The 24,041-nt window shown below is 63.6% G+C and carries 17 protein-coding genes; 12 read left to right on the top strand and 5 right to left on the bottom strand.

What is annotated here, in order from left to right:
* Positions 1 to 99: 99 nt before the first annotated feature.
* From HZI36_RS04095 to HZI36_RS04080, 4 genes are all read left to right on the top strand, one after another.
* Complete coding sequence (locus HZI36_RS04095; protein WP_218883627.1) at positions 100 to 1,404, top strand: NAD(P)/FAD-dependent oxidoreductase; 1,305 nt, start codon at positions 100 to 102, stop codon at positions 1,402 to 1,404.
* A gap of 69 nt (positions 1,405 to 1,473) precedes the next feature.
* Positions 1,474 to 2,604 (top strand): polyamine ABC transporter substrate-binding protein, encoded by a 1,131-nt coding sequence (locus tag HZI36_RS04090; protein ID WP_179401362.1) that lies wholly within the window; start codon positions 1,474 to 1,476, stop codon positions 2,602 to 2,604.
* Between the two features lie 109 nt (positions 2,605 to 2,713).
* Positions 2,714 to 2,986, top strand: coding sequence for a BrnT family toxin (locus HZI36_RS04085; RefSeq protein ID WP_179401361.1), 273 nt, complete (start codon positions 2,714 to 2,716; stop codon positions 2,984 to 2,986).
* Positions 2,946 to 3,218 carry a BrnA antitoxin family protein gene (locus tag HZI36_RS04080; RefSeq protein ID WP_179401360.1) on the top strand — a complete coding sequence of 91 codons (273 nt, stop codon included), beginning with the start codon at positions 2,946 to 2,948 and terminating at the stop codon, positions 3,216 to 3,218. Before HZI36_RS04085 ends, HZI36_RS04080 begins: the two co-directional genes overlap by 41 nt.
* A gap of 153 nt (positions 3,219 to 3,371) precedes the next feature.
* Here the strand turns inward: HZI36_RS04080 and HZI36_RS04075 are convergent, their stop codons facing one another.
* Together HZI36_RS04075 and HZI36_RS04070 are read right to left on the bottom strand one after the other, a co-directional pair.
* A complete protein-coding gene (locus HZI36_RS04075) occupies positions 3,372 to 4,733 on the bottom strand; it encodes a DUF3999 domain-containing protein (protein WP_179401359.1) in 1,362 nt (453 codons plus the stop codon).
* Entirely contained in the window at positions 4,730 to 8,116 is a 3,387-nt protein-coding gene (locus HZI36_RS04070) for a DUF2339 domain-containing protein (RefSeq protein ID WP_179401490.1), read from the bottom strand. The genes HZI36_RS04075 and HZI36_RS04070 overlap by 4 nt, the downstream gene beginning before the upstream one ends.
* Before the next feature lie 791 nt (positions 8,117 to 8,907).
* Here HZI36_RS04070 and HZI36_RS04065 point away from each other — a divergent pair.
* The 4 genes from HZI36_RS04065 (at position 8,908) to HZI36_RS04050 (ending at position 13,144) form a co-directional block, all read left to right on the top strand.
* A complete protein-coding gene (locus HZI36_RS04065) occupies positions 8,908 to 10,077 on the top strand; it encodes a quaternary amine ABC transporter ATP-binding protein (RefSeq protein WP_179401358.1) in 1,170 nt (389 codons plus the stop codon).
* A complete protein-coding gene (gene choW / locus HZI36_RS04060; protein ID WP_179401357.1) occupies positions 10,070 to 10,966 on the top strand; it encodes a choline ABC transporter permease subunit in 897 nt (298 codons plus the stop codon). Before HZI36_RS04065 ends, choW begins: the two co-directional genes overlap by 8 nt.
* Before the next feature lie 125 nt (positions 10,967 to 11,091).
* Positions 11,092 to 12,087: a helix-turn-helix domain-containing protein gene (locus HZI36_RS04055; RefSeq protein WP_179401356.1), complete on the top strand. Its 996-nt coding sequence runs from the start codon at positions 11,092 to 11,094 to the stop codon at positions 12,085 to 12,087.
* 106 nt (positions 12,088 to 12,193) lie between these two features.
* A complete protein-coding gene (locus HZI36_RS04050; RefSeq protein ID WP_179401355.1) occupies positions 12,194 to 13,144 on the top strand; it encodes a choline ABC transporter substrate-binding protein in 951 nt (316 codons plus the stop codon).
* A 100-nt stretch (positions 13,145 to 13,244) separates the two neighbouring features.
* On the opposite strand, the gene HZI36_RS04045 is transcribed toward HZI36_RS04050, so the two are convergent.
* Positions 13,245 to 13,934 (bottom strand): aspartyl/asparaginyl beta-hydroxylase domain-containing protein, encoded by a 690-nt coding sequence (locus HZI36_RS04045; protein WP_179401354.1) that lies wholly within the window; start codon positions 13,932 to 13,934, stop codon positions 13,245 to 13,247.
* A 988-nt stretch (positions 13,935 to 14,922) separates the two neighbouring features.
* On the opposite strand from HZI36_RS04045, the gene HZI36_RS04040 reads away from it, so the two are divergent.
* From HZI36_RS04040 to HZI36_RS04030, 3 genes are read left to right on the top strand one after another with little or no spacing between them, the layout of a single operon-like run.
* Entirely contained in the window at positions 14,923 to 16,956 is a 2,034-nt protein-coding gene (locus HZI36_RS04040) for a hypothetical protein (protein ID WP_179401353.1), read from the top strand.
* 59 nt (positions 16,957 to 17,015) lie between these two features.
* Positions 17,016 to 18,524 (top strand): NAD(P)/FAD-dependent oxidoreductase, encoded by a 1,509-nt coding sequence (locus HZI36_RS04035; RefSeq protein ID WP_179401352.1) that lies wholly within the window; start codon positions 17,016 to 17,018, stop codon positions 18,522 to 18,524.
* A gap of 14 nt (positions 18,525 to 18,538) precedes the next feature.
* Positions 18,539 to 18,949, top strand: a complete 411-nt coding sequence (locus tag HZI36_RS04030; RefSeq protein ID WP_246326961.1) for a GtrA family protein — start codon at positions 18,539 to 18,541, stop codon at positions 18,947 to 18,949.
* Positions 18,950 to 18,993: 44 nt separating this feature from the next.
* Here HZI36_RS04030 and HZI36_RS04025 read toward each other — a convergent pair whose 3' ends face one another.
* Both HZI36_RS04025 and HZI36_RS04020 read right to left on the bottom strand, forming a co-directional pair.
* Positions 18,994 to 20,931, bottom strand: coding sequence for a hypothetical protein (locus HZI36_RS04025; RefSeq protein ID WP_179401350.1), 1,938 nt, complete (start codon positions 20,929 to 20,931; stop codon positions 18,994 to 18,996).
* A gap of 297 nt (positions 20,932 to 21,228) precedes the next feature.
* Positions 21,229 to 22,632: an aminotransferase-like domain-containing protein gene (locus HZI36_RS04020; RefSeq protein WP_179401349.1), complete on the bottom strand. Its 1,404-nt coding sequence runs from the start codon at positions 22,630 to 22,632 to the stop codon at positions 21,229 to 21,231.
* Between the two features lie 203 nt (positions 22,633 to 22,835).
* Here HZI36_RS04020 and HZI36_RS04015 point away from each other — a divergent pair, with 203 nt between their 5' ends.
* Entirely contained in the window at positions 22,836 to 23,981 is a 1,146-nt protein-coding gene (locus HZI36_RS04015) for a branched-chain amino acid ABC transporter substrate-binding protein (protein ID WP_246326952.1), read from the top strand.
* Positions 23,982 to 24,041 lie beyond the last annotated feature (60 nt).

Raw genomic sequence — 24,041 nt, 5'->3', positions numbered from 1 at the left:
AATATATTTGCACAAACCGAAAGGCGCCTTCACGCAAGGATGCCAATTATTCATGCTTCAGACAATTGCAGCCCCTCGCTTCGTGGTAGGAGACGCGCTTTGATCGAAAATATTTGTGGCTGGATTGCCCAGGCAGGCGCCTCGTCCGCCGTAGCGCCGCTGAAAGGCACTCAGCAAGCCGATTGGCTCGTGATCGGCGGGGGCTTCACGGGATTGACGGCCGCGCATACGCTCGCCGAACTGCACCCGCAATCACGCATCGTGATCGTCGATCGGCAGCGCGCGGCGCAGGGTGCGTCGGCGCGCAACTCCGGTTTCGTGGTCGCATACGAGCGGCCTGAACTCGAAGAACTGGCAGGCCGGCCACAGAACGAGCAATACCACCGCGTGACGGCGATCGGCAAAGCGGCGAGCGACGAGGTGAGCCGACGCGTGACGACGCTGGGCATCGAGTGCGACCTGAGCCACGACGGTTACTTCTTTGCCGTCCATGATCCGGCGAAACTCGAACAGGCGGAGGCCCAGGTGCGAACCCTGCGGGAAGCCGGGGCGAGTGCGGAATGGCTGGAAGGCCAGGCGTTGTCGCGGCGCCTGGGTTCGTCTTTCTACCAGGCCGCAATATGGTGCGGCGGCGGCAACGGCCTGCTGCAGCCGGCAAAGTACGCCAAAGGGTTGCGGGACACGTTGCCCGAGAATGTTTCGCTCTATGAGAACACCGGGATCGTCGGCCTGGAGCGGCTGAATGGCGGCAAGATTCGCGCGCGTTCGCACGACGGCGACATCGTCGCCGGGCAAGTCATTGTTTGTGTCGGCGCTTTTCTGCAACGGGTCGGGATGGCGGACCGCGCGGTCTTCCCGCTCGAACTGAGCGCGTCGCTCAGCCGGCCGCTGAATGAAGAGGAGCGGGCCCGACTGGGCAACGCATCCGCCTGGGGCGTGCTGTCGACCCGGGTTGCCGGCGCGACGCTACGTTTGACGTCCGACCAGCGTCTGATGATTCGCAACACGGTGGAGTATCGCCATCGAGATCTCGCGGGCCGCTCGCTCGCGGCGCGGCGGGACCGGCATCTGCGGGGATTGCAGCGCCGGTTCCCGTGGGTCACCGACGAACACCTGCAATTCACCTGGACCGGCCACCTGAGCGCCACGCGATCCGGTGAGCCGCGGTTCGCGAAGCTTGAACATGGCGTCTATGCCGCTGCCGGATGCAACGGTTCCGGTGTGGCGCGCGGCACCCTGTGGGGACGGCTGCTCGCGGAAATGGCGTCGGGAGGCCAGTCGGCGTTGCTGACTGCCGTCCTCGACAACGCCAGGCCAGGCTGGGTACCTCCCCGCCCGTTCTTCGATATTGGTGCCGCAATCCGTATGCACTACGAAGCGAGGCGTGCTGAAACGGAGTCGTGAGAACAACGGCTGCATCCGCTCGAACCCCTCTCTCTATCCCGTAACCTGCCCTAAAAAAAGGAAAGCACGATGAGCGTTTCCCACTCCGGACCTCGATACAGGCGAGCGGTCTTCGCGAGTCTCTGCATGGCGGCGGCCGTGGCCGCGTGGACGGCGCCGCTGGCCCGTGCGGCGGATGCCGCGCTGAATGTGTACAACTGGTCGGACTACATTGCGAAAGACACCGTTCCGAACTTCGAGAAGCAGACCGGCATTCACGTTCGATACGACAACTACGACAGCAACGACACGTTGCAGGCCAAACTGCTCACCGGCAACTCCGGCTACGACATCGTCGTACCGACGTCGAACTACATGGGCGCGCAGATTCAGGCCGGCGTGTATCAGAAGCTCGACAAGTCGAAGCTGCCGAACCTGAAGAATCTGAGCCCGACGCTGATGCAGATGGTCTCGGGCGCCGACCCGGGCAATCAGTACGGCGTGCCTTGGGCGTTTGCGGTAATCGGTATCGGCTACAACGCGCAGGCAGTGCAGAAGGTGCTCGGCGCGAGCGCGCCGGTCGATAGTTGGGCACTGGTCTTCGATCCCGCGAATCTGGCGAAGCTCAAGGGCTGCGGCGTTTCCTTCCTCGATGAATCGATCGACGTGTTTGCGGCAGCGCTGCAATACATGCACAAGGATCCGAACAGCACCAATCCGGCCGATTATCAGGCGGCATTCGACATGCTGAAGAAAGTCCGGCCGTACGTGACCGAGTTCAACTCGTCCGGCTACATCAACGATCTCGCCAACAACGACGTGTGCGTCTCCATCGGCTTCGCCGGCGATGTCGGCATCGCGCATCGGCGCAGTGCGGATGCGAAACGTTCGTATGACATCAGGTTCACGAACGTCAAGGAGGGCGGTCTGGTCGCCTTCGACATGATGGCGATTCCGAAAGACGCACCGCATCCGGAGGCCGCGCTCAAGTGGATCAACTACATCGAGGACCCGAAGGTGAACGCCGGGATCACCAACGAGGTGTATTACCCGACCGCCAACGTACCGGCGCGTAAATTCGTGACGCCTGCGATCGCGCAGGACTTGTCGGTCTATCCGCCGGACGATGTGTTCAAGAAGATGACGTTGATGAAACCGAAGCCGGTCGAGATTCTGCGGCTTGAAAACCGGCTGTGGACGCAGTTGAAGACCTCGCACTGACAGCGGGAAATGCCAGTCGGCGCCGGCTTTGGGGGCGGTCGGTTCGATTGGCGCAGTGCGGTTTTTTTGCGTCTTGCGCCATTTTTTTATTGTAAGTACAATAATTCGCATGGAAATCGAATTCGATACCACCAAGCGCGACAAGACGCTGTTCGAGCGAGGATTGGATTTCGCGCGGGCAGCCGAGGTGTTCGCTGGACGCCACTTCACTATCGAGGACACGCGGGAAGACTACGGCGAATCGCGATGTATCACGGTCGGCAGGTTGGATGGGCGGATGATCGTGATGGTATGGACCCCACGCGGCGAGGCTCGCCGCATCGTCAGCATGAGGAAGGCAAATGACCGTGAGCAAACGCGCTACGCACACCGAGTGGATTGATCCGGACGATGCGCCGGAGCTGACCGACGAATTCTTCGAACAGGCGGATGAGTACATCGGCGACAAGTTGGTGCGTCGCGGACGTGGGCGGCCGGTCGGCAGTCACAAGACCGCGACAACGATCCGGCTCGACGATGACGTGCTCGACGCCTTCAAGGCAACAGGGCGAGGCTGGCAGACGCGCCTGAACGCCGCGCTGAAGGATTGGCTCAGTACGCACAAGCTAGCCTAGACTCCCGATGCTCAAGGCGCCAGTTCGAGTCCGTGGCGTTTCATCGCGGCCTTGATCATATCCATAGAACTGCGAACCCACCATCAATCACGTTCCTCCCGTAGATTTCCCGACGATCCAAACCCCGACCAAACGTCGCGACCCCCACGCCGCTCAGCGGCCTTCACGATCCCGATTGCCGCCGTCGCGCGCGAGACGCCACGCGATCGTGCCGAGCACGCCGACCGCGACCAGCAGCGCCGCCCACAGCACGTAGCGGCGCTTAGCGTCGGGATCGCCGGCAGCCGGCGGAGCGGCGGGCGACGGCAGCGCGTCGCCGACGCGCGCCGACCCGACCACGGACGTTGCGCCGATCAGCAGCGCATCGCGGCCGACGGCCGCCGATTCGAGCGACGCGTTGCCGACGCCGAGCGCGAACGGCGGCGCGCCACGCGCGACGAACGTCAGCGACGCCGGGTGCCAGCCGACCGAAACGGCCGGCATGCCGCCGCCGAGACCGCCATTGCGCATGTCGACGACGATGCGCCACGCGCGATCCGCATCCGGCGCGAACGCGAGCGGCGGATTGCGCTGCTCGCCCGCTTTGCCCTGCAGCCGGAACAGCACACCGTCCGCGACGTCGCGCCACGGTGCCTGCGCGTTTTCCCGGCTCTGAATCGTTGCGTGTGCAATCGTATTCGGCTGAGGCAGATCCACGCGCAGGCGATCGACCGGATACGCGCCGTCCGTGTCGAACAGATACTCGCCCGCCGCGGCGCCCGCTCGCATCGTCACGCCGTCGCGCCACTGGCGCGGCAGCGCGGTACCGTCCGGCGCGTTGCCGTCGCCGCTGCGGAATTCCGCAGCGGCGCCGGCGATCGCCGGCGCGCCGTCGAGCCAGCTAAGCCGCAGGTAGCGCTGACGCACCCCGTCGAGCGCGATGCGTTCCTGCGTCAGCGTGCGCCCCTCCGAACTGACCTTCAGCAACTGCGTGTCGGTCAGCGGCTGCCAGTTGCGCAGATCGTCGCTCGCGTCGACGTGCACACGCCCCTGATAGCTATCGTTGCGCAGATGAATCAGCAGCGCGTCGACCGCGCCGCCGACGGCGGACACATCGACGAGATCCGCGCTGCGGTTCGCGCGCGACGGCGCCGCGGCGGTCGCGCGCAGCGAGCCGTCCGCCGCGATCGACACGCCGAGTGGCACGCCGCCGGTCGCGACGCCGGCAGCGGCGCCGGACGGCGGCAGCGGGAACCAGTGCACCGCGAGCGTTTGCGGCGGCGCGGCGACGGGCGGCGGTGCGTCGAGCGAGTACGGGACCGGCTCGCCCGCGCCGTTGAACACGCGCAGATCGCCGAGATCGTTGCGCAGGCTCGCCGCATACACCGTCTGCGGCACGGCGAGCGTGTAGTACGCGGCGCTGCCGTCGAGACCGAGCGCGAAGCGGCGCGCGACCTGCGCGTGGGACTGGCCGGCGTCCGCGAACGCGACCGACGTCAGCGCGCTCAGGCTCAGCGCTGCAAGGAGGCGTTTCATTCGGTTCCTTCCGTCGCCGTTGCCGCCGCGGCCTTCGGCGGCAGCGGCGAAAAATAGCCGATCAACAGCAGCAGCACGCCGATGCCGATGAAGGACACGATGCGTTCGACGCCCTTCACGTGCGACAGGTCGAACAGGAACAGCTTGACGACCGTCAGCGCGAGCAGCGCGCCGCCGACGAACCACAGCGGACGCAGCCGGCGGCGCGTGGCCCAGATCATCGTCGCGAGCGCACACACGGTCCAGAACACGGATACCGATGCCTGCACGAGCATCGAGTGCGCCATGTCGTCGAACGTATACGGCACACCGGTCCAGTGATGCAGTGTGCGCAGCAGCATCGTGTTGAGCCACAGGAAGCCGGTCGCGCCGGCCGCCGCCTGCAACGGCACGCGGTACCTGGCGAGCGGCACGCCGAGACGCCCCACGCGCACGAGCCACAGCGCCGCGAGCCCGTAGACCGCGAGCTGCACGAGGTCGATCGGATTGAGGAGCGGCAGCCGCGCCCAGTGGCCGCCGTCCTGCGTCAGGTTCGCGTAGAAGGTCCAGAGCCACATCGCGAGCACGAGCGGCGCCGATGCGATCGCGCAGAGCCGCGCCGGGCCTTCGCGACGCGCGAACCACAGGCCCGCGAGCGCGAACACGCTCCAGCCGACCATGAACACCTGCTGCAGATTGAACGACGTCAGCACCGCGTCGACGTCGTACGCGACGTGGAAGCGGTGATGCAGCGTGCGCAGCAGCAGCGCGTTGAACCACAGGAACACGGTCGCGAGCGCCGCGTAGTCGAGCGCGGCCGGATGCCACTTGACGTCGAGCGCCCTGAGGCGGCGGAACCAGGTTGCGGTCGCAACGAAAATCAGCAACTGCGCGACGTCGAGCGGATTGAGCAGCGGCAGCCAGAAGAGCGGCGACGCATCGCCGTCGCTCGGCAGCGTCGCGATGCTCCACGCCCACAGCAGCGCGGCGAGCGGCGCCGCGCCCCACACCTGGTACGCATGCGCGAACCGCGCGACAGGCCAGCGCAGACGGGAGCCGACGCTGGACACGAGCAGGAGCAGCAGGCCATAGCCGTACGCCCACGCGCTCCAGCTCCACGCGCCTTCCGGCACGTACGCGTGCAGCCGCCAGTAGCCTTCGAATGCGAACAATCCGCAGAGATTCCAGAACATCAGCGTATGCAGCGGCGCGATCACGCGCTCGCCAGCACCGGCACCGCGCTGCGCGCCGGACGAAGGGCGGTCGGCGGACTGGCGCCACAGCAACGCATAGCATGCGATGACGACGGCCGGCCATGCGACGGCGCCGATCCCGGTCAGCGGCGCTTCGTTCAGGTCGAACGCGTAGAGCACGAGCAGCGTGAGCGCCGGCGCGAGCGCGAGCGCAGGCCATTCGGCGAGCGGCCAGGCGAGCCGCCTGCGCGCGACGTGCGCGAGCCATGCGGTCGCGGCCGCGAACAGCGCGACGACGTCCGTTGTGAAGCGCGCCGGATGCGCGCTCGCATAACGGCTCGCGAACGTGACGATCTCGTTGATGCCGCCGCCGAGCCACCACAGCAGCCCCCAGCTCGCGGCCGCGAGGCCGAGTTCCGGCATCCACGCGTGCCATGCGCGCGCTTCGTCGCGCGCATGCAGCCACCAGCCGGTGAATATGCCGGCGAGCGCGATCAGCAGCGTTGCGATGTACGCGCTGTTCAGCACCGGCAGCGCGGCCGGTGCCGGATGCACGAGCAGGCCCCAGAAGAACGCGCCGGCCGCCGCGATCTGCATCAGCACGCCGAAGGCGAACGGCAGCAGGCGCCGTTCGCGCACGGCGACCCAGACGATCGCCGCGCCCTCGATCGCCCATGCGGCGCTGGTCGTCGGACCGGTGAACGCGAGCGGCACCGCGAGCGTCGCGAAGATCACCGCGAGCGCGAGCATCGCGTCGAACAGCAGGCGCAGACGGTCGCGACGGCGCGCGAGCACCGCGGCGACCGCGAGATAGAACGCGGCGAGCGCGACCGCGCTCCACGCGAGGCCGAACGGGAAGTGCTTCACGAGCGCGGCCTGCAGCGCGGTCGCGACGATCGGCGTGCCGAATACGAGCGTGCCGTCGACGTAATGCTTGAGCGCGAGCTCGCGTTGCGTCGCGTAGAGCAGCGCGATGCCGACGTACATCAGGAAGAACAGCACGAGGAACGGCTCGGTGGTTGCGAACAGCTCGGGACGGTACGCGGTGACACCCCACAGCGAGCCGATCGTGAACGTGAACACGAAGCCGAGCAGGTTCAACGGCCGCCAGGCCTTGAACCACGCGATCGCGAAGATGCCGGCGTTCAGCAGTGCGTAGTAGCTGAACAGCGCGATGTGGCTGCCGCCGCCGGTCGACAGCAGCACCGGCGCGAGAAAGCCGCCCGCGCTGCCCATGAACGCGAGCGGCGATGCGTTCTGCCGGATCGCGAGGAACGCGCTCAGCGCGCAGACCGCGACCATCAGCGGGAACGCCGCGCCGACGGGCAGCAGGTGATAGAGCTTCGTCGCGGCGAACACCGTCAGATACAGCACGCCGACGCCGCCCCCCTGCAGCACGAGGCCGTACGCGGCGCGGCGCGCGCCGACGCGCCAGCCGACGACGAGCAGCGCGGTCGCGCCGATCGCGGTGCCGGCGAGACGGAACTCGATCGGCAACATGTCATTGTCGGCCGCGTACTTGAGCAGGAACGCGACGCCGAAGAACAGCACGATGATCCCGACCCGCACGACGGTGTTGCCGCCGAGCAGCCAGTCGCGTGCGGCCTGGAACGCGCGCTCGGCGAGATCCGGTTCGCGCGGCTTCGGCGGTGCGGGGGGCGTGGGCGGCGTGGGCGGGGCAGCGGGCGCCGGCCGTTCGCTTGCGATGGGCGTGGCGGGCGCGGGCGTCGGCATGGATGCGGAGGCTGCCGTGCTCGGCGCGCCGTCGGTGCGCATCGCGGGCTTCGGTGCGGGTGCGGGTACCGGAACGGCGCTCGGCGGCTGCAGGTCCGGCCGCGTGGCGGACGGCTGCGCAGGCGCCTGCGTGGGTTCGGACCCGAACGTCGGCAACTCGGGCGCCGTCGCCGCGGTCGTCGCCGCGCTGACCGCCGCCGCGCCCGCGGACTGGCCGCGCAACCGCGCGACTTCCTGCCTGAGCGTTTCGACGGTCGCTTCGAGGCGCTCGACGCGCTGCACGAGTGGCAGGGTGGTGACCTGCGGCTGGGCCGGCTTGGCGGCAGGCTGCTGCGCCTGCTTGCTCCGGTTGAGCGCGTGACCGATGCAGAAGCCGATCGCGGCGCCCAGCAGCGCGCCGACGCTCGAAGAAAAATCGCCGATCAGCCCGGCGATCCCGCCCACCATGAAACCGATCGCGGCAAAGACCCACGTCATCGAATTCACTCCCTCTCGTTATGTTGTTATGGCGCCGCAATCGTGAATCGAATCCGATCGCGGTATTTCAGGCATGACCCTGAATGGAAAATAGCGGATTCCGGACGAATCGACTGCGTCGAATGCGCGGATCGAAGAAAACGCCTAATTCGGGTGCCGCCGATCGAACGATCGCCGGCCCGCGCAATCCGCTGGCGGCCACGCGTGTCGGGGGACGCACGGCAATGATTCGGGGGCAGACGGCGCGCAAGGAAATTCAACGCCGGACGGAGTCGCGATTATTTTGTTTGACGGCATGGCTCGGAATGTGACCGCCGATTTTCGCTTCGGCGTGATTGGGGTTCTTTGGCGACCAATTTAACACAGCCGTTCCGGATCGATTTTTCGCGACCGTTTTTTTCGCACGTCCGTTCGCTTGTTTCGATGGCGACGCGTGTCGCTGCGCGATGTCGCATCGAAGCAAGCGCGACCGCGCGATCGGACGCGGATTTGTCGAAAAACGACGCGCCGCCCGCGCGATTGCGCATGCGCCGCGCCCGCGCGCGCGTCGCGCTGCTCCGCACAAAAAAAGGCCTTGAGCTTTGACGGTCGCGGGTGAGCGCCTATTGCATCGCCGCAAACCATGCCTGCCGCGCGACCCGTCCTGCGCACACCGGCCACCAGCCATTTTCCGTCGTGTCGTATTTGCGCAAGCGTTTGTCGTAATTCGTCGGCAGGCCGGGGTTTTTTCTAGCAACTATGTAGGCACGCAGTGAGACGTGTGAGTCCCGCTACACGAGGAGAAGGTTTCGATGGATGCCCCCAAGGTCGTAGTCGAAGGTCTGTGCAAGGTGTTTGGAAGCAATCCGAAGCAGGCACTCGACATGCTCGCTTCCGGATCGACGAAGGATGACGTGCTGAAGCGCACGGGTCAGGTCGTCGGTGTGCACGATGTGTCGTTCAATGTGCAGGAAGGCGAAATTTTCGTGCTGATGGGCCTGTCGGGTTCCGGCAAGTCTACGCTGATTCGCCTCGTGAACCGGCTCGTCGAGCCGTCCGCCGGCAAGGTGCTGATCGACGGTCGCGACGTCGCCACCGCGCGTCGCTCGGAACTCATCTCGCTGCGCCGCACGGACATGAGCATGGTGTTCCAGTCGTTTGCGCTGATGCCGCAACGCACGGTGCTGTCGAATGCCGCGTTCGGGCTCGAGGTCGCGGGCATGGCGAAAAAGGAACGCGAGCGCCGCGCGATGGAAGTGCTCGAGCAGGTCGGCCTCGCGACGTTCGCGCAGAAGCTGCCGCGCGAGCTGTCCGGCGGGATGCAGCAGCGCGTCGGCCTTGCCCGCGCGCTTGCCGTGAACCCGTCGCTGATGATCATGGACGAGGCGTTCTCCGCGCTCGATCCGCTCAAGCGCAAGGAAATGCAGAACGTGCTGCTGCAGCTCCAGAAGGAGCATCGCCGCACGATCATGTTCGTGTCGCACGATCTCGAGGAAGCGCTGCGCATCGGCACCCGGATCGCGATCATGGAAGGCGGCCGCCTCGTGCAGGTCGGCACGCCGCACGAGATCATCGCGAAGCCGGCCGACGAGTACGTGCGCGCGTTCTTCGACGGCATCGATACGAGCCGCTACCTGACCGCCGGCGACCTGATGCAGACGGGCGCGGTGCCGACCATGTCGAAGCTCGATTCGGCGAACGTCGCCGCGACGCTGAACGGCAGCGCCGAATACGCGTTCGTGCTCGATGCCGCGCGCAAGATCCGCGGCTTCGTCACGCGCGACGCGATCGGCAACGCCGCGCCGGACGTACGGCCCGTCGAGAGCATCCGGCGCGACGCGTCGCTCGATCACGTGGTTGCGCGCGTCGTCGCGAGCCCGAACGCGCTGCCGGTCGTCGACGACGACGGCTGCTACTGCGGGTCGGTCGACCGCGCCGTCATCCTGAAAGCCATTACGCGTTCGCGAGGTTCCCATGTCTGAACTCATTCCGCTCGGTACCTGGGTCGACCAGTCCGTTCACTATCTCCTCGATCACGACGCGTCGACGTTCGACGCGATCGGCCGCGCGATCGAAGGGCTCGCCGCATTCATCGAGCACAGCCTGCAGGCCGTGCCGATGTGGGCGATGATGGCGTTCTTCATCGGCATCGGGCTATGGCGTGTCGGCTGGCGCTTCGCGCTGTTCACGACCGCGTCGCTGCTGCTGATCTTCGCGACCGGCTTCTGGGATCAGACCGTCATCACGCTCGGCCTCACGCTGTCGTCGACGATCATCAGCCTCGTGCTCGGCATACCGCTCGGCATCTGGGCAGCGAAGAGCAAGGTCGTCGCGGCTGTCGTGCGTCCGATCCTCGACCTGATGCAGACGATGCCCGCGTTCGTGTACCTGATTCCGGCCGCGATGCTGTTCGGTCTCGGCCGCGTGCCGGGGATCCTGTCGACGGTGATCTTCGCGATGCCGCCGGCGGTGCGCCTGACGAGCCTCGGCATCCGTCACGTGAACCAGGAGATCGTCGAGGCGGGCCAGGCATTCGGCTGCACGCCGTGGCAGCTGCTGTACAAGGTGCAGTTCCCGAATGCGCTGCCGTCGATCATGCAGGGCGTGAACCAGACGATCATGATGGCGCTGTCGATGGTGATCATCGCGTCGATGGTCGGCGCGGGCGGTCTCGGCAACGACGTGCTCGCGAGTATCCAGCGCCTCGACATCGGTCTCGGCTTCGAAAGCGGTCTGTCGGTCGTGCTGCTCGCGATCATTCTCGACCGCATCACCGAGAGCTTCGGCCGCGCGCCGGGCACCGCGAAAGCACCGCTGTTCGCAGGCCTGAAGCAGCTCTTTCGTGCGAAGGGCGCACCCGCGCGAGCCTGATTGAGCCGGCGGCCGGTGCATCGCGCCGGCCGCGTTCGAAGCGAACCAAGCGAACCCTTTCATCCGTCTCCGCGGCGCACCGCCACGGGGCCGGCCTCGTGCAACCCGCTCGTGAGGAGATCGACGTGACGTCCGTCGCCGCCGCGCCCGTCGATAGCGTATCTCCGGTTTCGTCGCTGGCCCATTTCGGCTTTCTGACGCTGCCGAACTTTTCGATGATCGCGTTCTCGAGCGCGGTCGAAGTGCTCCGGATGGCGAACTATGTCGGCCGCGCGGATCATTACCGGTGGTCGATCTACTCGCTCGATGGTGCGCCCGTGCACGCAAGCAACGGCATCGCGGTGCGGCCGACGCAGCGGCTCGATCACGACAGGCTGCCGGACGTGATGATCGTCTGCGGCGGGATCCGGATTCGCGACGTCGTCGGCGACGGCACGCGCGAGATGCTCGGACGCCTCGCGGACGAAGGCGTGCCGCTCGGCGGCATCTGCACCGGCGCGTATGCGCTGATGTCGGGCGGGCTGCTCGACGGCTATCGCTGCGCGGTGCACTGGGAGAACCTGTCGTCGCTGCACACCGAGTTTCCGCAGGTGAATTTCGCGGATGAGCTGTTCGTCGTCGACCGCGACCGCCTGACATGCACCGGCGGCACCGCGCCGCTCGACCTGATGCTGAATCTCGTCGGCGCGCGTTTCGGCCAGCAGCTCGCCGCGCAGGTATCCGAACAGTTCATCCTCGAACGGATCCGCAGCGCGACCGATCAGCAGCCGATTCCGGTCGATGCGCGCGTCGGCTTCTCGCGCGCGGAGCTGATCGAGGTCGTGCGGCTGATGGAGGCGAACATCGAGGAGCCGCTATCGCTCGAGGAGCTTGCGCGGCTCGTGCGGTTGTCGCAGCGGCATTTGCAGCGGATGTTCAAGGTGTACCTGAACGTGTCGCCGACCCACTATTACCTGACGCTGCGCCTGAAGCGCGCGCGCGACCTGCTGCGCACGACCGACGCGTCGATCGCGCACGTGACCGCGAGCTGCGGCTTTCATTCGCCGTGTCATTTCAGCAAGGCCTATCGCGCGCAGTTCGGCCATGCGCCCAGTTACGAACGCCGGCTGCCGGGACGCTGACGGCAGCGCACCACCACCGGCCCGTGCGCCGTCGGGATCGCGGCGCATGCGAGACATCGATGATCCCACTATTCATCCAGACGACATCACCTTGAGGAGAACACTGATGAAGCGACTTATGATCGCAGCCGCATGCGGAATCGGGCTTGCTGCCGCGCCGGTTTCGGCCGTCTACGCGGCCGACCCGCCAGTCTGCAAGAACGTCCGTTTCGCGGACGTCGGCTGGACCGATATTGCTGCGACGACGGGTCTCGCATCGACGATGCTCGAGGGCCTCGGCTACGCGCCGACGAAGACGATCGCTTCGGTGCCGATCACGTTCGCGGGGATCAAGAGCAAGCAGATCGACGTGTTCCTCGGCTACTGGTCGCCGACGATGGACCCGATGATCCAGCCGTTCGTGAAGGCGAACTCGATCAAGGTGCTGTCGACGCCGAACCTGACCGGTGCGAAGTACACGCTGGCGGTGCCGGACTATGAGTACCAGGCCGGGCTGAAGTCGTTCAACGACATCCAGAAGTTCGCGGACAAGCTCGATGGCCGGATCTACGGGATCGAACCGGGCAACGACGGCAACGCGCTGATCAAGAAGATGATCGACGGCAACCAGTTCGGCCTCGGCAAGTTCAAGCTCGTCGAGTCGAGCGAGGCGGGGATGCTGGTCGAGGTGAACCGTTCGATTCGCGACAAGAAGTGGATCGTGTTCCTCGGCTGGGAACCGCATCCGATGAACGTGCAGTTCAAGATGGACTACCTGAGCGGCGGCGACGACGTATTCGGCCCGAACTACGGCGAGGCGAAGGTGCTGACCGCGACGCCGCCCGACTACGCGGCGCGCTGCCCGAACGTTGCGAAGTTCGTGTCGAACCTGCAGTTCACGACGTCGATCGAGAACCACGTGATGCTGCCGATCATGAACAAGGAAGATCCGAACAAGGCAGCGGCCGACTGGCTGAAGCAGAATCCGCAGGTGCTCGACAAGTGGCTCGCCGGCGTCACGACGATCGACGGCAAGCCGGGCCTGCCGGCGGTCAAGGCGTATCTCGGCGCGCACTGAGTTTCATTCGTCCAAGAGTTGGCCCGCGTCCGGCGACGGATGCGGGTTTTTTTTTTGTGTGCTTTTTTTGTTTCGTGATCCGGACGAATGGCGATTCGTTCTAGACGGGAATCGTGCCGCCGCGTATCCGGATCCCGAGCCGGACGATGCGGATCACCGCATCCGACAGCCACGTCAACGCGCGCGGCATGTCGCGGCGGCGAATGTCGAGCAGCAGCACGATCCGCACTTCGTCGCTGTCGTTCCACACTTCATGCTCGAACGTGTCGTCCCACAGCAGGAAGCGGCCTTCGTCGAGCCGGTATTCGCGCCGATCGATTTTCAGCACCGCGGCGGGCGAGCCGTCCGCGCGCTTGGGCATCGACAGTACCAGATAGCCGCGCAGGATGCCCCGGAACGGGCCGCGATGCGGCGGTATGTGCTTGCCCGGCGCGAGAAACGACAGCGACGCGGACAGCACGTCGGGTGACTCGGCGACCAGCGTCGCGACGGTCGGGCAGCGCAGCAGGTTGCGCGGAAACGGCTGGCCGTATGCCTGCATGATGAACATGCGCCAGTCGCGCGCATCGTTCGCGGAGATGTCGGCCTGTTCGCGCATGATGTCGTGAAAGCGCGGCACGCGCGGCAGGTCGCGCGCGACGTCGAGCGCTTCCGCGCGGATCGCGGGCCACGCGGCGGCGAAGCGCGCGGCGTCCGGGAAGGCGGCCGTGTCGAGCACGGCGCCGCCGTGCAGATGGCGGTCGTAGAGCGCACGCAGCAGGCCGGCGGCGTAATCGTAGACGGCGGACATAGGGGCGGGCGGCAAGTCGGTCCGGGTGGTGCGGACATACTGCCTGAAGAATGCGCGGGGGCGCGTTACTTCAGGTTACATCGGCTGACGGAAAGATGACGAGCCGATGCGGATCGGGGGTCGGAGCCTGCGATCGATTCGCGATGTTTCAGAATCGAAACTTTTCCGAGAATCGGGTGGCCTGCGGGTTTGCCTGCGCGACGGCCATCTGGCTTGCGCAGGTGGTCGATATACGGTCGGGTTTCGAGCATGTCTGGTCCGTATGGTCGTACCAATCCTGAAACGTCGAACTGGGCGCAGTCATGGCGTGGGCGGGCCCAACGGGACGAGCCCATACCAAGGCAGTTGCTCCGCTCGTCGTGTTATCGCCGAAACCAAAGCCGCGATTTTGACTGCCGATGCATCATTGTTGAATCACTGGAACCGGCAGTCAAACCGGCAAGCCGCCCATCTCGGTTTCAATATTGATACATCCCACGGCTTGACACGCTTCGCGCTTGTCTTTCAGGCGCGGTATACGTGCCGATTACGTCCGTTTTACGGGCTTGGCATGCTACGTGCGTAAGTCCTCCACGCGTCAAACCAACACGCGCTCATTGCAAGACAGCAAGATAATCAGTGACGTCGATAAAAAGGTGGCACCGAACGTATGCGCTTAGACAAGCCATCACGACGGACCGCATCGGGGGAAACATGAAAACCACAATTTGCGTCATTTCAACCGGGGAAGTGGCAACAGCCGCCCCGTCCGCATTGGCATTGCACGCATGCGTTCATCAACTGCCATTACGTCGACCTGATCTTGGCGTGGTGCGGGAGACGACGTCGTCTGCGACGGCGGATCACGAGCGATCGGCTTAAACGTCCGTCGTCGCTGGACCGAGGTCTGCGAGCAGGTGCGCCGGCCCGGTCGGCAACAGGCAAAGCGCCTGCTGATCCGGCACCGTCTTCCACATTCGCCGCTGCCGACAAGGCAAGACGCTCCAATGTGCTCATCGGCGACGGGTTCGACGGTCATGAACTTTCGACGAACAATCGCTGGCCAATCATGGGCTCGATAATCCGTCATTCACCTTCGACCATTGCGTTCGCGCTTTCGATCGGCGCGCTGTTTCTATTGGCCCATCCTTATACGGGCATCCGGCACGACGCGATCCTGTACACCGCGCAGGCGCTGTACAACGCCAATCCCGGGCATTTCGCGCGCGACCTGTTCTTCGAATTCGGATCGCAGGACGACTGGACCATCTATGGCCGGCTTTACAGCAAACTCGTTTCTGCATTCGGCATCCGCGCGAGCAATCTCGTATGCCTGATTGCATTTCAGGCACTGTGGTGGAGCGGGATGTGGCGCCTCGCCAGGAAACTGCTGAACCCGCCCTGGTGCTGGCTCTGCCTGTCACTCATCGCCTGCATGCCTTCCGAGTATGGTGCGCTGTCCGTTTTTTCCTACGACGAGCTATTGCTCACGGCCCGTCTCCCGGCTGAAGCGCTCAGCATCTGGGCTCTCACGCTGACGCTCGAACGCCGCCCCCGCATGGCCGTTGCGTTCGGCCTGCTGGCAACGGCTCTTCATCCGCTCATCGGCGCAACCGGACTGGCGATTGCGATGCTCAGCGTTCTGCAGCGCGTCAATTGGTGGGCCCTCTTTGCATTCGTGCTGTCTATATTCGCCGTCATCGAGCTGCCGCCGTTCCATGCCCTTCATGTGCACCCGTTCGATCCGGACTGGCTAGCCATCGCTCGATATAACCTGCCGCTCCTGTTTCCCACCCTCTGGAATGTCACCGCGTGGAGCGACGCATGCTGGGCAATCGCGTTGCCGGTAGCGCTATTCGCCACGAGGACGCAGGAGCACCGGGCGCTGTGGTCGAATCTCGCGCTTTTGGCTGTAGCGGGGCTTGGGATCTCCACCGCAGCGGCCCTGACTGCTCAGGATGCCCTCTGGATCCAGATGCAAACCTGGCGCACGCTATGGATGCCTGCGCTGATGCAGTGGCCCGCCGCGATTTTGTTGATCCGGCGGGAAGCTCGCTCGCGGCCGTTATTGATCTGGCTGCTTGCGATCTGCTGGCTGTTGCTCGACGCCGGCGGCGGCATGCTGGCGTTGCTGATCGCCATTGCGCTGCATGTCGATGCCCGCCGCCAATCGGCCCACGTTGCATCGGCCTTGTTTGGCACGCCCCCCCCGTATCTGCGCTACGTGCTGATTTGCGGAACGCTGATCGCCGCGCTGATTTGGCTCAAGTATCAGTCGATCTACTATTTCGTACGCGCGCTCTACCCAACCGGCAGCATCGCCTTCAACGTGAAGCCGATCGAGGCACTGATCCATACACGTCTTGCCGTCGTAGTGGTTGCTGTACTGGCCGCGCTCAATCTGTCACGCCACCGGATCTCGATACTGGCCCTGTCGCTTTTCCTGGCTGCGATGTTCGCGTATGGCCTCGTCAATTTTGATCAGCGCTCCGTACCGATGGCGACCGTGGAGGCTGACGCCGATCGTCCGGACCTCGCGCCGTTCCGTGCACAGGTTCCGCCCGGCTCGATGGTTTACTGGGACGGAGCGCCGGGTGAAGTCGTCTATCCGTGGTTGATGATGAAGGCGGCAAGCTATTACTCGCCCGAGCAGGCGGGCGGCATCATCTTTCACCGTCGAACGACGTTTGAGGCGGCACGGCGGTTCGCGTGGATCAGGCAGGATCCATTGGCGGGAAGGCCTGACGACGATGACCACCCGAACGGAAGTTCGCCGACATTTTTCATGCGGCGTCCGTTTCCACCGCTCACCCGCGGCGGCGTGAATCACGCATGCACCGACCCCTTGCTCGATTTTGTCGTCACGAGCCGAAATTACCCAGATCTGTCGACTCATCACCAGTGGTCGCCCGATGGCGACGCTCAATACTGGCTCTACGACTGTCGACACATCAGGGCATCGACGTTCGAGCCGATACGACAGGTCGGCACGTTGCCGGCAAGCAATGCACGACCGGCAGTCCTGGCAGGCGGCGGCACCTGAAGTACGTTTCAACGAACGACGGAACATTCGACCAACTCAATAACTACCGGGGTGACAACATGGATCAATCTGTTGACGTACTCGTCATTGGTGCGGGACCGGGGGGGCTCACGGCTGGTTATCTGCTGACGAAGAACACCGATCTCGCGGTCGCGATGATCGAGAAGGATCCGATCTACGTCGGCGGCATCAGCCGCACCGAGAAGTTCGACGGACATTACTTCGACATAGGCGGTCACCGCTTCTTCTCGAAGTCCGCTGAAGTGGTCGCGCTTTGGCACGAACTGCTGCCCGACGATTTCATCGAGCGTCCACGCAGTTCCCGAATTTTCTACCGGAACAAGTTCTATCGGTATCCGCTCGATGGCATCGAAGCGCTGCGCAATCTCGGCCTGATCGAGAGCGCACATTGCGTGCTGTCTTATGTCGCCGCGAAGATCAGACCTTGCCGCGATCCGAAGACATTCCATCAGTGGGTTGCGAACCAGTTCGGCGAGCGGCTGTTCTCGATCTTCTTCAAGACTTATACGGAGAAGGTCTGGGGCATGTCGTGCGACGACATTTCCGCCGACTGGGCCGCGCAGCGCATCAAGGGTCTCAGCCTGTCGACCGCGATCGTCAGTGCGATGAAGCGTTCGCTCGGCATTCGTTCGCGCAAGACGAGCATCAAGTCGCTGATCGAGTCGTTCCATTACCCGCGCCGGGGCCCCGGCATGCTCTGGGAAGCCGCCGCACGCAAATTTCAGGATCAGGGCGGGCAGCTATTGATGGACCGCGCCGCGCGCTCGCTCGCCTACGACGAGAATACGAAGCACTGGACTGTCGATGCCGTCGGCGCCGATGGGCAGACGACGCGAATTGTCGCGCGTCACGTTGTCTGCACCGCGCCGATGCGCGAGACGCTGAATGCGATCTCGCCGGCGCCGTGTTCCGCGCCTGCCGCCGCGAAGCTGCAATACCGCGATTTCATCACGGTCGCGCTGATCCTCGATCGCCCGGCTACCTTCAGCGACAACTGGATCTACATCCATGATCCGTCGGTCAAGGTCGGGCGCATTCAAAACTTCGCGTCGTGGTCTCCGGAGATGGTGCCTGACACCGACACGGGCGGCTGTCTCGGCCTCGAATATTTCTGCTTCGATGGCGACAAGCTTTGGGAAAGCAGCGATGTGGAACTCACCGCGCTCGCGGTCGGTGAGCTCGAGAAGATCGGTCTGGCGACGCGCGACCAAGTGCGTGGCTCACGCGTCGTACGCCAACCCAAGGCGTACCCGGTCTACGACGACGACTATCGCGCGATCGTCGACGAGGTCAGGGCCGATCTCGCCGAGCATTATCCGAACCTGCATCTCGTCGGCCGCAACGGGATGCATAAGTACAACAATCAGGATCACGCGATGATGACCGCGATGCTGACTGTCGAGAACATCATCGCTGGAAGCCAATTGCGCGATATCTGGGCGGTCAACGAGGATGCCGAATATCACGAGAGCGGCGACAGGCCGGAGGCGACGGAAGCCGCCGGGGTATCGGGTCTGCGTGCTGTGCCGGTGCGCGCAACGGTTTAGTGGAGGCAGACGTGATGTTCTCTCGATATTTCGTCGTCAGCGTGTTTGCGCTCGCGACCGACTGGCTCTGCTTCATCGCGTTGAGTTCAATACTGCCGCTCGATGCCGGCTTCGCCGCATGGGTGGCCTATATGATCGGCGGTATTGTGACCTATGTGCTGTCGCGTCGCCATGTGTTCCATTCGGCGGCGAGCGGGCGTTCTCAAGCCCGCGAAGTCGCGCTGTTCGTGGGAAGTTGCGCGCTCGGCGCGCTGCTTACAGCCGGCATCGTGCACGTCGCGGCGCCGGTGTTCGGCAAGATGGTCGCGAAGATGATCGCGGTCGTGGTCAGCTTCGTCACGCTGTATTGGCTTCGCAAGCTCGTCGTGTTTCATTGGCACGAGCAGCGTGTCGTGGCGGTTTCCGCTACGCAGCAGTCGTCGTGATATCGAGTCGCCGCGAAATCATTTCTCTTGATCTGCCGTCGGCGTCAATTCGCCGATCGACCTCCCCATCCTTTCTCTCGAAGTTTTTGGCAATCATAGAAGTAGTAATGATCTACCGCTTCGTACGATCCGTTCTCCTTCATTCTATAGCGAGGCGCAGGCATTTTCCACGACGGAGGATTCAACGACGCCTCGTCAGACAGAAGAACCATCATATCCAGATCCGGAAGCTTCTCGCATGCCTTGATTATGTCAGTCGCGTCCTTTGGGGCGAAGGAATACGGAATCGCTTTGCCCGAACAAAAAGTGTCTGGTTTGTCCCAAAAATCTTGCGTATTCAATTGGCTTAATACATTCAATCTTCTGAAATATTCGAGCGCCGTTCTGCGATAGAACATTACGCCCGATCCCTGGAGGCACGAAAAATAGCTTGCGCGACCTAGTCGCAGCCACATGAACTCAACTCCGTCTTCCCAATAAATGTTACGCGCATTCCCCAGGAGTTTTTCGGGAAGTGCCGGTGGAGTGGGTACCTCGATGACACGCTCCCAACCATCGCGCCTGTCGACTGCGCTCGCTGCAGTCATGCATGCTGCTATCGAAAGCGCAAGCGCCGCAGTATGGTGCCTGCGATACGATGCGGCCGCGGCAAGAACGGTAAGAACCAATCCACTCGCTATGAGGAAGCTAAAGATTCCGTCGGGTCGCTTAGCTGCGACATATGCCGTAAGGATAACGCCTCCCGCAGCTAACTCAACGGCAAGAGTCGTGACTATAAAGTTCGTGCGCCGAATCCACCTGGATTCTGAATTGCCACGTATTATTAGCCATAGTGAAACGATTAGCGGCGGTATTGCAAATATAAGCAGATTGGAGAAACAAATGGAGGAGGCGTATATCGCCAGCGCCCCCGCAAAATGCCATCGATACGGCTCTTTTGTAGTGAATGCCCGACAAAGAGCGGCACCCGCGACCAGGTTTGCGATTACACTTGCAAGCCACAAAAAACGGACCGGTTGAAGATTGATGATGAGCAGGCTATGCATCAGATCAACCCCGACAGCGTTCAGCAATAAACTCGCGACGACGGTCGCCCCGAGTGCAGCACATAGTCGCCGCTCGGTCTTCGAGAAAGTGGTGAACGCCGTGCTGACGATCAAGGCTTGCACGACGAGTCGTGAATAATCAAGAGATGACCAGCCCGAGAAGAACGTCCATTTACAGCGAATCATCACCTCGCTGAGCCAGTCTCCCGAAACAACTACACGAAATCGTACGAACGGTTCGACACCCAACACGCAGAGGCCAACGCCAAGCAGGCCACCAAGAGCCGCGCCCCACCACCATCTCACATCCTTGGCGGCTAGCATGAAGAAGGCCAACATCACACCGGAGAGCGGAGCGATAGGGTGAGTGACGAGTGCGAGTAGTGCCCAAGCCGCCGATATCAACCACCGCCCACTCAGAAACGCAGCCAATGCGATCATCGTCATGGCTTCTGCGTACAAGCGAGGCGTAAAGAACGGTTCGCCGTAATGAAAAACATTAGCCGCCGCATAATCGGGTGGCAAAATGAAAAGCGCAGCCAACGCCAGCAATTTTTCGCGGCCCGGCAAGTAGATTGCAGTCGCGAACCGCCACGCGGCAATCAACCAGAATGCCTCCCCCATCACGGTCAGCGAAAGATTGACCGTTTCTGGAGAGAAGTGGGCAAGACCATGTGCGAGCAGAATTCCGACGATCGAAAACGAATCCTGCGAACCGTACTTGAAATAGAGATCGTCGGCATAGGCTTCCGGGTGGAGATGAGCCAAACCTTGAACGATATAAAGCCGTGAATCGTGGTAGATGCCGAAATAGGGGCGAGTCAGGAGCCAGAGCGTGGCAAGCAGGAGAATGGCTACTGCCATCTCATGGTTTGATTGTTTTTCAGCAGACACATCAGACGCTTCCAACGCACTGCGAACAGCATCATCATGCATCGTCTCCCCCGGTGAACTTGAGCGTGTCGGCAATAAAATTTATTCGAACCCTGAACCGATTACAGCATCATGCATGCGAACGCTGTCCTATCCCGCGACACGCATGACACTTGCGCCAGGCGGGCTCATGCTCTTATCCGAAATTAAGAAAATCCACGCAATACGGAGTAACACCCATCGGCTGAGACACATCTTCCCGTCCAAGGCGAGGGCGCGGCAGAACCTGTTCACCGTCCATGACATAGGGCCGGGCGCGCAAACGTTCGGCGCGTCGCGTTTCCTCCCGCTTTTTACGTTTCACCCCCCCACCGCCTCCTCAAGAAACCCAAACAACCGATCGAAATTGCAATGCGCGACGTTGAACCGCAACCACCCGCTCTCCGGCGCATCCGCATAAAAAAAACTACCCGGCGCGAGGAAAATCCTGCTATCGACGGCACGCATCGCGAGCTCGGCGGAATCGCAATGCAAACCGGCGGGCCGTGCCCAGACGAACATGCCGGCTCGCGGTTCGCAAAATACCTCGAAGCCGATCGATTCGAGCCGGCGGCACGTGCGCTCCTGGGCGGCCGCCAGACGGTCGCGCAATTGCTCCGTCTGTTTCCTGAAATGCCCTTCGGACAGCACCGCGTGCACCAGCTGCTCCGTCACGGTCGGCGTCGCCATCCCGGACACCAGCTTGTGGTAAAGCAGCCCCTCGAGCAGCGCAGGGTCGGCCGCGACGAAGCCGACGCGCAGGCCCGGCCCCACCGTCTTTGAAAAACTGCCGATGTAGACGACGCGCTTCAGCTGATCCATCGACGCGAGCGCGACGGAATTTCCGGACACGAGGCTCGCCGACACATCGTCCTCGACGATGATGCAGTCGTAGCGCTCCGCCAGCTTCAGCACCTTGAATGCCGTGGCGGAACTGTAGCTCGCGCCGGTCGGATTGTGCAGCCGCGTATTCGTGAAGAACACTTTCGGGCGATGCGTTTCGAACGCGCGCTCCATCGCGGGAACGTCCGGACCCGCGGGCGTCATCGGTATCCCGACCGTCTTGACCCGACGCAGCCGCAATCCGACGAGCAGATCGCTATAGCCCGGCTCGTCGACCAGCACGACGTCGCCTTCGCGCGTGAGATGCCGAACGGCAAGATCCAGCGCCTGGTTGGCCCCCAGTGTCGTGACGATGCCGGAGGGGCTCGCTTCGATCTCGTGTTCGGCGAGCTGCCGCACGATCTGCTCGCGCAACGGCTCATATCCCTTCGCGTGCCCCGAACCCAGCAGCGCCTGCGGACGCGCGGCCAGTTGCCTGAGCGCCCGCGCGATGCCGTCCACGTCGAGCCATCCTTCCGGGATCGAGCCCGAGCCCGCGTGAATCGTGCCTTCCGCCCGCTCCAGCACGTTGCGTATCGACCAGCCGTTCGTGAACTTCTCGTCGAGCTTCTCGATGGCCGGACGCACGTCGTTGCGATTCCTTTCGGCGACGTAAAAACCGGAGCCGCGCCGCGCCATCAGCACGCCTTGCGCGACGAGCCGGTCGTACGCCTCGACGACCGTGAAGGTCGATACGCGATGCGCTTCCGCAAATGCGCGAATGCTCGGCACGCGCACGCCCGGCCGCCAGCGCTTGTCGTCGACCATCGCCGCGAGCCCGGTCACGATCTGTTGAACCAGTGACGTTTCCGATTGAGGATCGAGCATCAGAACGGGCTTCATCGTCGCGCGCCTATCACGTCAAAAATGGTCGATACATAAAATTGTGGTGGTGCCGTAACCAATACAGTCAGCCGACACCGCTTCGAAGTGTACATGTATCTGTATAGGCCTAATTCACTACATTAATCTCTCGCTTCCGAGCGCCCTGGGGTTTCCCCTTTGCCGTTCCGTTGGTTCGATCAAAAACTGTTATGGAGACCTGCATGAATTACCGTCGCCCACTTGCTACCGCCACGCTGCTGCTCGGCGGATTCGCTCCCGCGCTGACTCCCGCCGCGCATGCGGACCAGACCGTGAAAATCGGCTGCGCGGTTCCGCTGACGGGCGATCTTGCACACATGGGCAAGGACATCGAGAACGGCGCCCAGCTCGCGATCGACGAGATCAACAAATCCGGGCTGACGATCAATGGGCAGAAGGTGACGTTGAGCCTCGATGCGCAGGACGACGCCGCCGATCCGCGACAAGGCACCCAGGTCGCGCAGAAGCTCATCGACGATGGCGTGGCCGCCGTTGTCGGCCATCTGAACTCGGGCGTGTCGATTCCGGCATCGAAGATCTACAACGACGCGCACGTGACGATGATCACCCCGTCCGCGACGAATCCGACGCTGACGCTGCAGGGTTTCAATGTCGCGTACCGGATGGTCGGCACGGACGCGCAGCAAGGCCCCGCGCTCGCGCGTTATGCGGCGTCGGGCTTGAAGGCGAAGACCGTCGCGGTCGTCGACGATGCGACCTCGTATGGGCAGGGGCTGGCCGAGCAGTTCGCGAAGACCGCGAGCAGTGCCGGCCTGACGGTCGTGTCGCGCGATGCGACGAACGACAAGGCAACCGATTTCCGCGCGATCCTGACCAAGATCAAGGGCGAGCGCCCGGACGTCATCATGTACGGCGGCATGGACGCGACGGCCGGCCCGTTCGCGAAGCAGGCGCGGCAACTCGCGGTGTCGTCGAAGATGCTGTTCGGCGACGGCGCGTGCACGACCGACCTGAGCAAGCTGGCGGGCAACGCGACCGACTCGGTCTATTGCTCCGAGGCCGGCATCGCGCTCGAGAAGATGCCCGGCGGCGCTGCGTTCGGTCAGAAATATCAGGCGCGCTTCGGTCAGCCGGTCGTGATCTATGCGCCGTTCGCGTACGACGCGGTGTACGTGCTCGTCGATGCGATGAAACGCGCGAACTCGACGTCGTCCGCGGCGATCGTCGGCGCGATGCAGCAGACGAAGCGCGAAGGCGTGACCGGTCTCGTCCAGTTCGACAGCCACGGCGATCTCAAGCAATCGTCGATTTCGATCTTCCACTACACGAACGGCAAGAAGCAGGTGCTCGACATCGTGAAGATGTGACGCGGCCGCGGCCCGAAGCGGCCGCTGCCGTCATCCCCCGGTGCCGGCGATGCGACCGCA

Source organism: Burkholderia guangdongensis (assembly GCF_013403875.1).
Lineage (GTDB): Bacteria > Pseudomonadota > Gammaproteobacteria > Burkholderiales > Burkholderiaceae > Burkholderia > Burkholderia guangdongensis.
This window is presented reverse-complemented; position numbering and strand designations above follow the sequence as displayed.

Bases quoted from the DNA above. Each gene is read 5' to 3' on its own strand.
- HZI36_RS04070 (WP_179401490.1), bottom strand. From the start codon at position 8,116: ATGACGTGGGTCTTTGCCGCGATCGGTTTCATGGTGGGCGGGATCGCC.
- HZI36_RS04050 (WP_179401355.1), top strand. From the start codon at position 12,194: ATGAAGCGACTTATGATCGCAGCCGCATGCGGAATCGGGCTTGCTGCC.
- HZI36_RS04045 (WP_179401354.1), bottom strand. From the start codon at position 13,934: ATGTCCGCCGTCTACGATTACGCCGCCGGCCTGCTGCGTGCGCTCTAC.
- HZI36_RS04015 (WP_246326952.1), top strand. From the start codon at position 22,836: ATGAATTACCGTCGCCCACTTGCTACCGCCACGCTGCTGCTCGGCGGA.
- choW (WP_179401357.1), top strand. From the start codon at position 10,070: ATGTCTGAACTCATTCCGCTCGGTACCTGGGTCGACCAGTCCGTTCAC.
- HZI36_RS04065 (WP_179401358.1), top strand. From the start codon at position 8,908: ATGGATGCCCCCAAGGTCGTAGTCGAAGGTCTGTGCAAGGTGTTTGGA.
- HZI36_RS04090 (WP_179401362.1), top strand. From the start codon at position 1,474: ATGAGCGTTTCCCACTCCGGACCTCGATACAGGCGAGCGGTCTTCGCG.
- HZI36_RS04025 (WP_179401350.1), bottom strand. From the start codon at position 20,931: ATGCATGATGATGCTGTTCGCAGTGCGTTGGAAGCGTCTGATGTGTCT.
- HZI36_RS04020 (WP_179401349.1), bottom strand. From the start codon at position 22,632: ATGAAGCCCGTTCTGATGCTCGATCCTCAATCGGAAACGTCACTGGTT.
- HZI36_RS04085 (WP_179401361.1), top strand. From the start codon at position 2,714: ATGGAAATCGAATTCGATACCACCAAGCGCGACAAGACGCTGTTCGAG.
- HZI36_RS04030 (WP_246326961.1), top strand. From the start codon at position 18,539: ATGTTCTCTCGATATTTCGTCGTCAGCGTGTTTGCGCTCGCGACCGAC.
- HZI36_RS04080 (WP_179401360.1), top strand. From the start codon at position 2,946: ATGACCGTGAGCAAACGCGCTACGCACACCGAGTGGATTGATCCGGAC.
- HZI36_RS04075 (WP_179401359.1), bottom strand. From the start codon at position 4,733: ATGAAACGCCTCCTTGCAGCGCTGAGCCTGAGCGCGCTGACGTCGGTC.
- HZI36_RS04035 (WP_179401352.1), top strand. From the start codon at position 17,016: ATGGATCAATCTGTTGACGTACTCGTCATTGGTGCGGGACCGGGGGGG.